This is a genomic window from Pelomonas sp. Root1444 (assembly GCF_001426885.1).
GTDB lineage: Bacteria > Pseudomonadota > Gammaproteobacteria > Burkholderiales > Burkholderiaceae_C > Pelomonas.
Genome location: NZ_LMFP01000008.1, coordinates 1 through 14,206, shown reverse-complemented (window position 1 = coordinate 14,206; position 14,206 = coordinate 1). Strand labels below are relative to the sequence as shown.

The window sequence follows — 14,206 nt, the reverse complement described above, 5'->3', positions numbered from 1 at the left end:
AACTTTCTTCTGCGGGGCCAGAAGAAAGTCACCAAAGAAGAGGCCCTGAACCGCACGCCAGCGCGAAGCCGCCAGGAGCGGCGCGCGAAAACGCCCGGCGGCTTGGCGCCCAGACGCGACCCGCTGCGCTCTCGCTGCTGTCCCTGTGACGAGCACCATCCACCGCCCCTTCACGCCGGTTAACGCCGGCTGCACGCCGAGCTCACCAGCAGAAGCGAATGCGGCGTCGCTGGGGCGACGCTCCTGCGGTTGGGCGCGGTGTTGGGGTTCGCTGCGCTCACCCCAACCTACGAAGAAGCCACGAACCATCGCGCCGTTGCGTCGCCCGAGCGACGCTGTCTTTGGTATTCCTCGTGAGCACGGCGTGCAGCCGCGCGTTAGGCGGGCTGAAGTGGCGATGAGTGATGCTGGTGACAAGGACAGCAGCGAGAGCGCAGCGGTTCGCGTCTTCCCAGTCATCGAGCGGCTGTTGCACGGCGCAACTCGTGCACGTGATGCNGTGCGGTTCAGGGCCTCTTCTTTGGTGACTTTCTTCTGGCCCCGCAGAAGAAAGTTACCCCGCTGCCGGGCGGGACTCCCGGCAATGCAACGAGCGCGCGCACGCTTCACAAAGCAACCGGACAACACCAAGCCCATCACGACACTCACATCTTGCAAGAACCGACGTACGCATCCTCATGCTGCGTGAAGATCCTCCCCATCGTCCGGTTCGTCACCCTGCCCTGCCCATCCTTGGTGACCACCCGCAGGTAGTAGTCCTGCACCGGGTACTGGTTGCGGTTGAACCTGAACGGTCCGCGCACCGAATCGAACTTCGCAACCTTCAGCGCCTTCAACAAGGCCGGCTTGTCCTCCACCTTGCCCTTCACATCCCTCACCGCCGCATTCATCAACAACGCTGCGTCATACCCCTGGCTCGCGTACAAGGAAGGCAACCGCCCGTAGTCCTTCAAGAAGTCCGCCACGAACTTCTTGTTCGCCGGGTTGTCCATGTCGTGCGCCCAATGCGAGCTGTTGAACATGCCCAGCATCGGCTCACCCACCGCCTTGATGACGTCCTCGTCCGCCGAGAACCCCGGCCCGAACAGCGTCACGTCCTTGGACAGCCCCGCGCCGACGAACTGCTTGATGAAATTGATGCCCATGCCACCGGGCAGGAAGATGTACATCGCATCCGGCTTGGCGGCGCGCGCCTGCGCCAGCTCGGCCGCGTAGTCCAGCTGGCCCAGCTTGGTGTAGATCTCCTCGACCACCGCGCCCTTGTAGTAGCGCTTGAAGCCCGTCATCGCGTCCTTGCCCGCCGGGTAGTTGGGCGCCAGCAGCACCAGCTTCTTGAAGCCCTTCTCCGCCACCGTCTTGCCCACGGCCTCGTGCAGGTTGTCGTTCTGCCAGGCCACGTTGAAGAAGTACGAGTTGCACTGCTCGCCCGCGTACTGCGACGGGCCGGCGTTGGCGCTGATGTAGGGAATCTTGGCGTCGAACACCGAAGGCCCGACGGCCAGCATGACGTTGGAGAACACGATGCCGGTCATGAAGTCGACCTTGTCGCGCTTGATGAGGCGCTCGGCGCTCTGCTTGGCGACCTCGGGGTTCTGCTGGTCGTCGGCCGTGACCACCTCCACGGGCAGGCCGCCCAGCTTGCCACCGTTGTGCTTCAAGCCCAGCGCAAAGCCGTCGCGGATGTCCACACCCAGGCCGGCGCCGGGGCCGGACAGCGTGCTGAGAAACCCGACCTTGAGCTTGTCTGCGGCCTGGGCCGCGGGCAACAGGGCGAGGCTGACGGCAACGGCGGCGAGGGTCTTCTTCATGCGCGTGGTCTCCATGCAAAGGGTCAGGCAGTGTCTCTGAGTCGGAAGCGCTGCAGCTTGCCGGTCTCGGTGCGCGGCAGCGTGGCACGGAACTCGATGGCACGCGGGTACTTGTAGGGCGCGATCGTGGCCTTCACGTGCTCCTGCAAGGCACGCACGTCACCGGCATGCCCCTCGCGCAGCACGACGAAGGCCTTGACGAGCTGGCCGCGTTCCTCGTCGGGCACGCCGATGACGGCGCATTCGGCCACCGCCGGGTGGCTCAGCAGCGCGGCCTCCACCTCGGGACCGGCGATGTTGTAGCCGCCGGAGATGATCATGTCGTCGGTGCGTGCCTGATAGACGAAGTAGCCGTCGTCGTCGATGAGATACGAGTCGCCGGTGAGATTCCACCCGTCCTGCACGTACTGGTGCTGGCGCTCGTCGGCGAGATAGCGGCAGCCCGTGGGGCCTTTCACGGCCAAGTGGCCGACCTGGCCTGCGCGCAGCGGCTGGCCGCCGTCGTCGAGGATGCAGGCCTGGTAGCCCGGCACGGGCCTGCCGGTCGCACCGGGCTTGGCGGTGTCTTCGGTGTGCGAGATGAAGATGTGCAGCAGCTCCGTGGCGCCGATGCCGTCGATCAGCTCGATGCCGGTGGCCTGCTTCCACAACGCGCGCGTCGCGGCCGGCAGGGCCTCGCCCGCACTGACGCATTTGCGCAGGGACGAAAGATCGTGCTGACCCACCAGCGGCGCCATCGCGCGGTAGGACGTCGGTGCCGTGAAGCAGACCGTCGCGCGGTGCTCGGCCATCGCCGCCAGCAGCGCATCGGGCGCCGGCTTCTCCAGCAGCACGGCCGACGCGCCGACGCTCATCGGGAACAGCAGCAGGCCGCCGAGCCCGAAGGTGAAGGCCAGCGGCGGGCTGCCGATGAACACATCGCTCGCATCGGCGCGCAGGCAATGCGGCGGCCAGCAGCGGCAGATCGCGAGGATGTCGCGATGGAAATGCATCGTGCCCTTGGGCTGGCCCGTGGTGCCCGAGGTGAAGGCGATCAGCGCGCAGTCGTCGCTGGCGGTGTCGACGTTGGTGAACCATGCCGGCTGCCGCGCGGCGCGGGCTTCCAGGCCATCCGGCGCGGCGCTGCGGAAGTGACAGATGCCGCGCAGCACCGGGTTCTGCAGCTGGGCGGCCGCCAGCTCGCCGGCCAGCGCCGCATCGCACAGCGCATGCGTGACCTCGGCCTTGGCGATGACCTTGCCCAGCTCCACGGCACGCAGCAGCGGCATGGTCGCGACCGCGATCGCGCCGGCCTTGATGACGGCGAACCAGCAGGCCGCCAGCTGCGGCGTGTTGGCACCGCGCAGCAGCACGCGGTTGCCGGGCACGACGCCCAGCTCCTCGACCAGCACATGGGCGATGCGGTTGGACTCCGCCTGCAGTTCGGCATAGGTCCAGCGCACGCCGGCGCCCTGCACGCAGGGCCGGTCGCCCTGCCCGTCCTGCACCCAGCGGTCCAGCAGCTCCGTGGCGGCGTTCAGCTTCGGCCCGAACTGCAGCTCGGGCAGGTCGAACACCAGCTCCGGCCACTGGTCCTGCGGCGGGAGATGGTCTCTTGCGAAGGTATCCAGATGGGCCGATGGGTGCATGACGTCCTCAGGCTTGCTTGAGCAGTTCGCGACCGATGATGAGTTGCTGCACTTCGCTGGCGCCCTCGTAGATGCGCAGTGCGCGGATCTCGCGGTAGAGCGACTCGACGATCTCGCCGCGCCGCACGCCGCGGCCACCGAAGAGCTGCACGGCCGCGTCGATGACCTGCTGTGCGCCTTCGGTGGCCATCAGCTTGGCCATCGCGGCCTCCTTCGTGATCGTGCGGCCCTGGTCGCGCAGCCAGGCCGCGCGGTAGACCATCAGCGCGGACGAGTCCACCGTGCAGGCCATGTCGGCCAGCTTGGCCTGCGTCAGCGGCAGGTCGGCCAGGCGCGCGCCGAACATGGGGCGGGCCTTGGCTTGCTGGAGGCCTTCCTGCAAGGCACGGCGCGCGAACCCCAGCGCGGCGGCGGCGACCGAGGTGCGGAAGACGTCCAGCGTGCGCATGGCCAGCTTGAAGCCTTCGCCCGGCGAGCCGAGCATCTGGCTCTTGGCCACGCGGCAATTCGTGAAGCGCAGGCGCGCGAGCGGGTGCGGCGCGATGACGGCTATGCGCTCGGCGATGTCGAAGCCCGGCAGGCCGGCATCGACGATGAAGGCACTGATGCCGCGCGAACCGGGGGCTTCGCCCGTGCGGGCGAACAGCACATAGAAGTCCGCAATGCCGCCGTTGGAGATCCAGGTCTTCTCGCCGTTCAGCAGATAGGCGTCGCCATCTTCGGTGGCGCTGCATTGCAGGGCCGCGACGTCGGAGCCGGCGTCGGGCTCGGACAGCGCGAAGGCGGCCAGCGCCTCGCCGCGGGCCACGCGCGACAGGTAGCGTTCGCGCTGCTCGGCTGTGCCCTGCAGCGAGATGGCGCCCGAGCCCAGGCCCTGCATCGCGAAGGCGAAGTCGGCCAGACCGTCATGCCTGGCCAGCGTCTCGCGGATCAGGCAGATCGCGCGCGTGTCGATGGCCTGGCCTTCACCGGCCACCGCATGGTCCAGCCAGCCGGCCGCGCCGAGCTGCGCGACCAGCGCGCGGCATTGCGCGTCGACATCGCCATCGTGGTCGACATGCTGCAGATGCTCGCCGCACCACGCATCCAGCGCCGCCGCCAGCTCGCGGTGCTTGGCGTGGAAGAACGGCCAGTCGAGATGGTCCATCCTCAGTCCCCCTGGAAGGCGGGCTTCTGCTTGGCGACGAACGCCTCGTACGCGCGGTGGAAGTCCTGGGTCATCATGCAGATCGCCTGCGCCTGCGCTTCGGACTCGATGGCCTCGTCCACGCCCATGGCCCATTCCAGGTGCAGCATGCGCTTGGTCATCGCGTGGCCGAAGTTCGGGCCTGCGGCAATCTCGCCGGCCCAGGCGGCCGCTTCATTCAGCAGCTGTTCGGGCTCCACCAGGCGGTTCAGGAAGCCCCAGGCCAGCGCCTCCTCGCCACCCAGGCTGCGACCGCTGTAGAGCAGGTCCGACGCGCGGCCCTGGCCGACGATGCGCGGCAGCATCGCGCAGGCGCCCATGTCGCAGCCGGCCAGGCCCACGCGCGTGAACAGGAAGGCCGTCCTGCTGCGCGCCGTGCCCACGCGCAGGTCCGAGGCCATCGCCATGATGGCGCCCGCGCCGGCGCAGACGCCGTCGATGGCCGAGATGATGGGCTGCGGGCAGGCACGCATGGCCTTGACGAGATCGCCCGTCATGCGCGTGAAAGCCAGCAGGTCGGGCATGCTCATGCCGGTCAGCGGGCCGATGATCTCGTGCACGTCGCCGCCCGAGCAGAAGTTGCCGCCGGCGCCCTGGATGACGATGGCCTTCACGTCGCTCACATAGGCCAGGCGGCGGAAAAGGTCACGCAGTTCGGCATAGGACTCGAAGGTCAGCGGGTTCTTGCGCTCCGGGCGGTTCAGCGTGATGACGCCGACCGCGCCCTGTTGCTGCCAGCCGAAGTGCGCGGGTTTGTAGCCGGCCAGGCTTTGGCTGTTGCCGGATGCCAGGTGCGGGGTCATGTGTTGTCCTTCAGATGCATCTTGAGTTGCGCGAGCAGCTCGTGGACCTGCGCCTTCTGCGCCGGCGTCCAGCCGGCAAACAGCTCCACGATCCAGCCCTCGTGCGTGGCGGCCATGCGCTTGAACTGCTTGCGCCCCTGTGGCGTCAGCCTGACGATGAAGCTGCGCCGGTCGTCGGCGCGCGTCTCGCGCAGCACCAGGCCTTCGGCCTCGAGCTGGTCGGTGATGCCGGTCACGTTGCCGCCGGTCACCATCAGGCGCTTGGACAGCTCGCGCATCGTCAGGCCGTCGGGGTGGCGCTCCAGCTGCGCCAGCAGGTCGAAGCGCGGCAGCGTGGTGCCGAACTCCTGGCGCAGCCGCTGGCGGATCTGGTCTTCCACGCGCGTGGTGCAGGACAGCAGGCGCAACCAGAGCTTCAGCGCCTGGTGGTCGGCGTCGGACAGCCGGGTTTCGAGGTCCATCTCGGAGGCCGACATCACATCGTCTCCCCGCCGCAGACGGCGATGGCCTGGCCGTTGACGGCCGCGGCTTGGATGAGCCAGGCGATGGTGTCGGCCACTTCCTCGGGCTGAATCAGCCGGCCTTGCGGGTTGGCCTTGGCCAACTCGGCTCGTGCCTGCGCCGCTGTGCGGCCGGTCTTGGCGACGATGGTGTCGACGGCATTCGCGACGATGTCGGTCTCGGTGTAGCCGGGGCAGACGGCGTTCACCGTGACGCCCTTGGCCGCCACCTCCAGCGCCATGGCGCGCGTCAGGCCCAGCACACCGTGCTTGGCGGCGCAGTAGGCTGCCACATAGGCATAGCCCTTCAGTGCCGCGGTGCTGGCCACGTTGACGATGCGGCCCTGCCCGCGCGCCACCATGCCGGGCAGCACGGCGCGGCTGCACAGGAAGCTGCCGGTGAGATTCACGTTCAGCAGGCGCTGCCAGAGCTCCAGCGACGTGCGCGCCACCGGCGCCGTCTCGACCTGGCCGGCGTTGTTGACGAGGATGTCCACGTCGCCCACGGCCGCGAAGGCGTCGGTGACGCTGTCTTCGTCGCCGACGTCGCAGACCTGAACGGCCACGTCGCCCAATGCCGCCTGCGCGCTGAGCAGCCGTGCGTGGCTGCGCCCCATCAGCGTCACGCGCAGGCCGTCGGCCAGCAGCCGCTTCGCGATGGCGGCGCCAATGCCGCTGCCACCGCCTGTGATGACTGCGTGCTGCTGCTTCATACGCCCAACGCCTTGTTCGCCTGCTCGGCCGCTGCGACGCCCGCCGAGCGCTGGCGCTCGAACTCGCGCTCCAGCTGGCTCTTGCCCGAGAGGTACTGCCGGGGCCATGCCAGGCCGATGGGGCCGGCATAGCCGATGCGGGCGGCCTCGGTCAGCGTCCAGGCCGGGTTGGCCAGGTGCGGCCGCGCGATCGCGCAGAGGTCGGCACGGCCGGACGCGATGATGCTGTTGACATGGTCGGCCTCGGAGATGGCGCCGACGGCCATCGTCGCGATGCCGACGCGGTTGCGGATGCTTTCCGCAAACGGTGTCTGGTACATGCGACCGTAGACCGGCTTCTGCGCCTTGCTGACCTGGCCGGAGGAGACGTCGATGAGGTCGGCACCGGCGTCCTTGAAGGCGGCGGCGATGGCCACGGCATCCTCCGGCGTCGTGCCGCCGGGCACCCAGTCGTGCGCCGAGATGCGCACCGACATCGGCCGGTCCGCCGGCCAGACCTCGCGCAGCGCCGTGAAGACCTCCAGCGGATAGCGCAGCCGGTTGTCCAGCGAGCCGCCGTACGCATCGGCGCGCTGGTTCGTCAGCGGCGAGATGAAGCTGGACAGCAGGTAGCCGTGCGCGCAATGCAGCTCCAGCCAGTCGAAGCCCGCCGTGGCGGCGCGCTTGGCGGCGGCAACGAAGTCGTCACGCACCCGGTCCATGTCGGCGCGCGTCATCGCGTGGGCGACCTGGCTGGTGCCGGGAAGGTACTGCTGCTCGCTCGCCGCCAGCAGCGGCCAGTTGCCGGACGGCAGCGGCTGGTCCTCGCCACCGCGCCAGGGCACGCAGGTCGAACCCTTGGGGCCGGCATGGCCCAGCTGCATCGCGATGGCCGCGCTGCCGTTGGCATGCACGAAATCGACAATACGCTGCCAGGCGGCGCCCTGCGCATCGCTCCACAGGCCGGGGCAGCCGGGCGTGATGCGCGCGTCGGGCGACACGCAGGTCATCTCGGCAAACACGAGGCCCGCGCCGCCTAGTGCGCGTGCACCCAGGTGCGCCAGGTGGTAGTCGCCCGGCACGCCGTCCACGCAGCTGTACTGCGCCATCGGCGACACGGCGACGCGGTTCTTCAGCCTGAGGCCGCGCAGCTGGAAGGGCGTGAACATGGGCGGCACCTGCGCGTCCACGCCGCTGCGGCCCGCCAGCCAGCGCTCGAACTCGCCGACATAGCGCGCATCGCGCAGCCGCAGGTTCTCGTGCGAGATGCGCTGCGAGCGCGTCAGCAGCGAATAGGCGAACTGCTCGGGCGCCAGGCGCGCGTGGCGCTCGACGTTCTCGAACCATTCGGTCGAATTGCGCGCCGCGTTCTGGATGCGCAGCACCTCGACGCTGCGCGTGGCCTCGTAGGCTTTTAGCGCGTCGGCGAGGTCGTCATGCGCCTGGATGTCGCGCGCGAGGTCGATCGCATCTTCCAGCGCCAGCTTGGTGCCCGAGCCGATGGAGAAATGCGCCGTGTGGGCCGCGTCGCCCATCAGCACGACAGGAGCCCTGCCGTTGTGGTGCACCCAGGTCTTGCAGACCACGCGCGGGAAGCGGATCCACTGCGCCGAGCCGCGCAGGTGGCCGGCGTTGGAGATGAGTGGATGGCCGTCCAGCACCTTGGCAAAGAGCTTCTCGCAGAAGGCGATGCCCTCCTCCTTGCTCATGTCCTCCAGGCCCGCGGCGCGCCAGACGGCTTCGGGCGCCTCGACGATGAAGGTCGAATGCGTCGCGTCGAAGCGGTAGGCGTGCGCCTGGAACCAGCCCCACTCGGTGGGCTGGAAGTCGAACGTGAAGGCATCGAAAAGCCTGGTCGTCCCCAGCCACACGAAACGGCATTGGCGCAGGTCGACATCGGGCTGGTACGTGGCGGCGTACTTCTGGCGGATGCGGCTGTTCAGGCCGTCCGCCGCGATGATGAGGTCGGCGTCGATCTCTGCGTCATCGGGCACGTCGGCTTCGTAGACCAGTTCGACGCCGAGTTGTTCGCAGCGGGCCTGCAGGATGTTCAGCAGCTTCTTGCGACCAATGCCGCAGAAGCCATGGCCGCCGGAGACGATGGTGCGCCCGCCGATGTGGACGGCGATGTCGTCCCAGTGATTGAAGGCGTCGCTGATCTGCGCCGCCGTTTCAGGGTCGGCCTCGCGCAGCGCGTCCACCGTCTGGTCGGACAGCACGACGCCCCAGCCGAACGTGTCACCCGCGCGGTTGCGCTCCAACACCCGGACGACATGCGCCGGGTCCGCCTTTTTCATCAGCAGCGCGAAGTACAGGCCGGCGGGGCCGCCACCGACACAGGTGATACGCATGGGCACGGGCCCTCCTTGCGTATCACTTTAGAAATCAATAGTTCAAACGTCAAGCATCTGGCAGCGGTGTGGGGCGGCGGACAAACCCCAGGTTTCGCCTGCGCGAGCCGCGTCGCTGGCAGCGCGGCGGCGGCCGCCGCGGCCATGGCCAGCTGACCGCAGGTCCAGCGGCAGTTGCCTCAATGCGCCCCGACCGGCGCCTCACCGGCAATGCCGGCTTCCTCGTGATCATGCGGGAAGGGCGCCAGCCAGGCCAGCACGACGGGCGGTATCGAGAAGATCAGCACCCAGCCGAAGAAGCTGATGTAGTTGTGGTCCACCATGTTCCACATGAAGCCGCTGACAGTGCCGGTGCCCCACTTCGTCAGCGCCATGACGCCGGTGGCCATCGCGTAGTGGGCCATGCGGAAGGGGCCCGGGGCGATCTGCTGCATCATGTACAGCATGTGGCCCACGGAGCCCATGCCGAAGCCGAACTTCTCGAGGGCGACGATGGCCGCGACGGTGACCGTGTCGGTCGGCATCGTCTGGGCGAGATAGAAATAGGTCAGGTGCGGGATGTTGAGCACGAGCGCCAGCGTGAAGAAGCTGCGCGGCAACGTGCGCTTGGCGACGAAGAAGCCGCCGAGGAAGGCGCCTGCGATGAAGGCCAGCGTGCCCACCGTGCCGTTGATGTGGCCGAGCGACTCGTTGTCCAGGCCCAGGCCGCCGGCGGCCACCGAGTCGAGCAGGAACAGCGGGCCGAACTTCTCGATGAAACCCTCGCCGAAACGGTAGAAGAAGATGACCGCCAGCATCATCCAGATCTGCGGCTTCTTGAAGAAGGTGACCCAGGCCTCGCGCATGCCGGTCATGCCGACGGCCAGGCCCTGGCCCTGCAGCGTGGACGGCGCGCCCGGCGGCAGCACACGCCAGTGCCACAGGCCGAACAGCGCCATCGCCGACGCGGCGAGCGACACGACGATGACCCAGCACTGCACCCAGCTCATGCCCATGTGGTTGTGCAGGTAGCCCGTCAGCGACACGAACAGGCCCGAGGCCACGACCGCACCCATGTTCCAGCACATCCCCTGCAGGCCGGAGTAGCGCGCCTGGTCGGTCTTGGAGACGGTGGTCATGAAGACGCCGTCGGCGCAGGTGTCCTGCGTGGCCGACGCGAAGCCGACGAGCCAGAAGAAGGCCAGCGAGAGTTTGAAGAAGCCCTCCAGCGGCAGGCACAGCGCCACGAGCCCCAGCCCGGCGGCCATCGTGAACTCCATGCTGATGACCCAGAAGCGCTTGCTGCGGTAGGCCTCCAGCAGCGGCGCCCACAGCGGCTTGAGCACCCACGGCAGGTACATCTGCGAGGTGTAGAGCGCGATGTCCTCGTTGGAGACGCCCAGGTTCTTGTAGATGATGGCGGCGACGACGCCCACCATCACATTGGGCAGGCCCATGGCCAGGTAGAGCGAGGGCACCCAGGTGAGCGGGTGGCGGAGTTTCTGGGTCATGGTGTGGGGACTTTCTTGCTGCCGTTCAGCAGTGCGATGACGTCGGACGTCGCCTGGTCGGATTGGAGAGCCTGCAGCGCGGCACGCGCCCGGTCGGTGGCTTCGCCGCCATGCGGGTTGCTGGCCAGCGTCTGCAGGCCGCGCTGCGCCTTGTCGCGGTTGCCGGATTCGAGATGCGCCCAGATGGCGAGGTAGACGTAGTCGCCGACCTGGGGCTCCAGCACGCTGGCCCCGTCGGCCGCGTTGGTCATGCTGGGGCTCACGCCCTTGGTGCCGAGCACGCGGGCCAGCTGATACAGCGTGGGCGCATCGTTGCGGCGCTGCTTGTAGGCCGCCATCAACGAAGCGCGTGCCTGCTCCAGCGCGGCGGTGCGGTCGGCGCCGCTTGCGTGGGCAGCCGCGCCCTGCCACGCCCAGCCGAGCAGTCGGTTGGCTTCGAAGGGCGGTGCGTCCTGCTGCGCCCAGGGGGCCAGGATCTCCAAGGCCTTGTCGACATCACCGTAGCGGATCTGGGCATGGGCCAAGGCCCAGCGCATCACGTCGGGCGCGCGGTCGCCGCCGGCCTTCTGCACACGGGCCTGCAGGCGGGCCAGGACAGCCTTGCCATGCGCCGCCTCGGGGCCGGCGGTGATGACCATGCCGTCGAACTCGGCTTCGGCCTGCTCGTCGGGCAGCTCGGTGATGCGCACCGTGGCCAGCGCACCGGCCGGTATCTGGGCGACGTAAAGGTTGTCCAGGTGCCGGCGCAGCTCGCTGTTCAGGCGATTGGGCGCGATGCCGGTGGCGGGCTCCAGCGTCGCCAGCGCGTCCTCACCGGCAGCAACGCGGCGGAAGTACTCGTTGAAGCGCTGCACGCGCTCGGTCTTGGACAGCACGTAATGGGTCAGCAGCCAGGACTGCGCATAGAAGACGCCCATGTTGCTGTCGTCGATGTCCTTCTCGCCGGTGGACTGGAAGCCCGGCTTGAGCAGCCTGGCCGGCTGCAGCCAGCTGCGGTGGGCCAAGATGCCGGCGTTCGGGTTGAACGCGCCGATCTCGATCGCGCCACGGGCGATGATCGTGGCGCCGAAGTACTCTGCAAAGCCTTCGACGTACCACGCCGGGTAGGCCATGCGCGCGTACTGCGCCATCATGCGGTGCGCATACTCATGGAAGAGCACCTGGCCGGTGAAGTCCTGCGACATCGGATGGTTGACCGCGAAAGCCAGCGCGCCGTCGGTGCCCGAGACGAAGAGGCCGGCCAGCTTGCGATCACGCAGGTAGGGATGGACCTTGCCGATGAGATCCGGATCGTCGCTGAGCACGATGGGAAACGGCGGCCGCGCCAGGCTCTGGCCGACGCCCAGCGTCATCAGCATGGCCTCGTGCAGGCGTTCGAGGTCCTGCACCCGGCTTTCGGCCATGCGCTTGGACGTCTGCGCCAGCACGCGGAAATGCTTGCTCTCGGCCAGCAGCCAGGGCGCTGACCAGGCCGACGAACTCCAGGCGAGCAGGCTCACGCACAACGTCAGCAGCCATTTGCAGTGCCGCATCGTCTCCTCCCTTGCTTTGTTCTTATCGGCCCGCCGGCGTCAGCGCCTGCAGCGCCGCCGACACATAGACCAGCGGCGCATTCCAGTTGATGGCCACCTCGTTGGCCGCATAGCTGCAGTCATGGTCGATATAGGACAGCGCCGGCAGCTTGGAGGCGTAGCGCACGGGGCAGCCGTTCTGGTCCTGCTGGCCGGGGTTGGGGCCGCCGACGATGAAACCGGGCACCGGTGGCTCGACGCCGTCGGCACTGGATGGCCGGTGATGCGGGTGCATCGGCGTGCGCTGGCCGATACCGGTCACGTAGCTCATGCCGAGCGGGTTGCGGCCGAGCACGTAGTCCAGCACCGACTGGGCCGCGTCGAGCTGGGCACGCTCCTGGCTGAGGCGGTAGGCCTGGATCAGCATCAGCGCCTGGTTCAGCGCCTGGGCGTTGCTGCCCCAGACGAAGTCGGCGGGCGCCTCCATCGTGAGCCGGTAGGCCGATGCCCGCCAGGTGGCGGCGAGTTCGGCGCCGAAGCCGCGCACGCGCCGGGCCACGAGGTCCGCGTCCGCCTTGGGCAGCTTGCCGCGGTTCTGCGCCAGGCTCATCCACGCGAGCCCGCCCACGTCGCTCCAGCTGGGCACGCCGATGGGCTGCTTCTCCAGCGCCAGGGCTTCGCGGTAACTGGCCTCGCCGGTCGTGATGTAGAGCTCGGCGGCGGCCCAGGCGAACTCGTCGTCCAGCTTGGCGTCGCCGTACTCGCCCGTCTTGATGTCGGCGGGCTGGCGGTAGACCGCCTTCGGATTCGCCTGCGCCCAGCGCCAGGCGTCACGGGCAGCCTGCTGCATGCGCGCCGACAGGCCCGGCCGCTGCGCCTCGAACGGCGCGAACACGCGGCTGGCATGGGCCATCACGGCGGCGAAGTCCAGCGTGGCGGCGGTGCTCTTCTGCACGACGTAGCGCTCGCCGCGTGTCTGGTGCGGCATCTGGTTGCCGTCGAAGCCCTTGTTGGTGAGCTTGTGATAGACGCCGCCGTCCGCGGGGTCCTGCATCGTCAGCATCCATTCGAGGTTCCACAGCACCTCGTCGAGCACGTCGGGCAGGTCCTTGCTGTTCTCGGCGCTCTCGGGGATGTCGAGCGTCAGCGCCTTGAACAGCTCTGGGAACTGCTCCCAGGCGGACAGCAGCGTGTAGACGGTGATGCCGGAATTGACGATGTACTTGTTGTAGTCGCCCGCGTCGTACCAGCCCTTGGGCGAAGAGATGCGCGTGCCTTCGGGCCGCTTGGCGCTGGCGGCCGAGGCATGCACCAGCACGTCGGTATCCGGGTGGCCGGCCGGGCGGGCCCAGCGGCCCGCATGGCGGGCATCCAGCGCCGTGCTGGCGCGGTTGAAGTAGAAGGCCTTCAGGCTGGCTGCGGTCAGCGCGGCATAGGCGTCCGCCGCGACGCGGATGCGCGGCGACGCCGGCACGCCGTCGGCGCGCAGCTCGTACTCCCCCGGCTCGGTCAATGCGGAGAAGTCGGCCAGTCGCACCGCCTGGCCCGCCGGCGCCCAGGTCTGTGCTGGCCCCAGGCGGCCACGCAGCGCGACCTCACCGCCGCCGACGCGCACGAGGCGGAACTCGTCCCCTGCCGCGCCCGGCAGCGCCGCCCATTTGGCGGCGTTGGGCAGGTAGCCGACCTGGTTGACGGCGACACCCTGCGCCTGCGCGGCGCCTGCGGAGAACAGGCCGGCCAGCACCACCAGTGAACTCGCAGAACGCCAGCGCCGGCGCAACGCCAGCGGGGTGAAAAGGGCTTGGATCTTCATGTGGGCAAGGATTGTGACAGCGTTGTCAGCGCGACTGTATTGGGGTCGTTGCCAAGGTGGCGCACCGCCGCCCGGCCGTGGGTCGACCGGCGGCGGTGCGCGACATCAGACGCTCCAGCGCTGTTCACGCCCTTCGCCCACCACCGCACTGCGGCGCCCATCGACCTCGATGCACCAGTCGCGCAGCGCCCCTTCGCTCACCTGGGCCGTGTAGCTGCCGCCCTGGCGGCTGACCGTGCCGCGTGCAGCCACCGTGCCGTCCATGCCCACGACCGTGAAGCCCGCGCTGGCCCCGTCGGCCAGCTCGAACACGCGCAGCACCGTGCCGCGGGCGTAGTCGTAGTCCGGCTTCTCGGTCTCGGCACCCCAGGCGATGACGCTGTTGGGTGCTGCGTACAGCGGCATGCTGAGGAAGCCATGCGTT

General features: G+C 68.7%; 10 protein-coding genes and 1 pseudogene. All 11 read right to left on the bottom strand.

Annotation, left to right across the window (positions count from 1 at the left end):
• Positions 1-644: 644 nt before the first annotated feature.
• Positions 645-1,808 (bottom strand): ABC transporter substrate-binding protein, encoded by a 1,164-nt coding sequence (locus ASD35_RS09845; RefSeq protein WP_056874971.1) that lies wholly within the window; start codon positions 1,806-1,808, stop codon positions 645-647.
• 23 nt (positions 1,809-1,831) lie between these two features.
• Complete coding sequence (locus tag ASD35_RS09840; protein WP_056874765.1) at positions 1,832-3,436, bottom strand: benzoate-CoA ligase family protein; 1,605 nt, start codon at positions 3,434-3,436, stop codon at positions 1,832-1,834.
• Positions 3,437-3,443: 7 nt separating this feature from the next.
• Complete coding sequence (locus ASD35_RS09835) at positions 3,444-4,583, bottom strand: acyl-CoA dehydrogenase family protein (protein ID WP_056874764.1); 1,140 nt, start codon at positions 4,581-4,583, stop codon at positions 3,444-3,446.
• A gap of 2 nt (positions 4,584-4,585) precedes the next feature.
• The gene (locus ASD35_RS09830) at positions 4,586-5,425 is read right to left on the bottom strand and encodes an enoyl-CoA hydratase family protein (RefSeq protein WP_056874763.1); all 840 of its coding nucleotides are present in this window, start codon (positions 5,423-5,425) and stop codon (positions 4,586-4,588) included.
• Positions 5,422-5,901 (bottom strand): MarR family winged helix-turn-helix transcriptional regulator, encoded by a 480-nt coding sequence (locus ASD35_RS09825; RefSeq protein ID WP_056874762.1) that lies wholly within the window; start codon positions 5,899-5,901, stop codon positions 5,422-5,424. Before ASD35_RS09825 ends, ASD35_RS09830 begins: the two co-directional genes overlap by 4 nt.
• Complete coding sequence (locus ASD35_RS09820; RefSeq protein ID WP_056874761.1) at positions 5,901-6,638, bottom strand: SDR family NAD(P)-dependent oxidoreductase; 738 nt, start codon at positions 6,636-6,638, stop codon at positions 5,901-5,903. The genes ASD35_RS09825 and ASD35_RS09820 overlap by 1 nt, the downstream gene beginning before the upstream one ends.
• Positions 6,635-8,968 (bottom strand): bifunctional salicylyl-CoA 5-hydroxylase/oxidoreductase, encoded by a 2,334-nt coding sequence (locus ASD35_RS09815; protein ID WP_056874760.1) that lies wholly within the window; start codon positions 8,966-8,968, stop codon positions 6,635-6,637. The genes ASD35_RS09820 and ASD35_RS09815 overlap by 4 nt, the downstream gene beginning before the upstream one ends.
• Positions 8,969-9,147: 179 nt before the next feature.
• Positions 9,148-10,458 (bottom strand): MFS transporter, encoded by a 1,311-nt coding sequence (locus tag ASD35_RS09810; RefSeq protein WP_056874759.1) that lies wholly within the window; start codon positions 10,456-10,458, stop codon positions 9,148-9,150.
• Complete coding sequence (locus ASD35_RS09805; RefSeq protein ID WP_157275478.1) at positions 10,455-11,990, bottom strand: hypothetical protein; 1,536 nt, start codon at positions 11,988-11,990, stop codon at positions 10,455-10,457. The genes ASD35_RS09810 and ASD35_RS09805 overlap by 4 nt, the downstream gene beginning before the upstream one ends.
• Positions 11,991-12,012: 22 nt before the next feature.
• A complete protein-coding gene (locus ASD35_RS09800; protein ID WP_056874757.1) occupies positions 12,013-13,782 on the bottom strand; it encodes a glycoside hydrolase family 9 protein in 1,770 nt (589 codons plus the stop codon).
• A gap of 105 nt (positions 13,783-13,887) precedes the next feature.
• Positions 13,888-14,206: pseudogene (locus tag ASD35_RS27565) on the bottom strand (hypothetical protein); the annotation flags it as partial.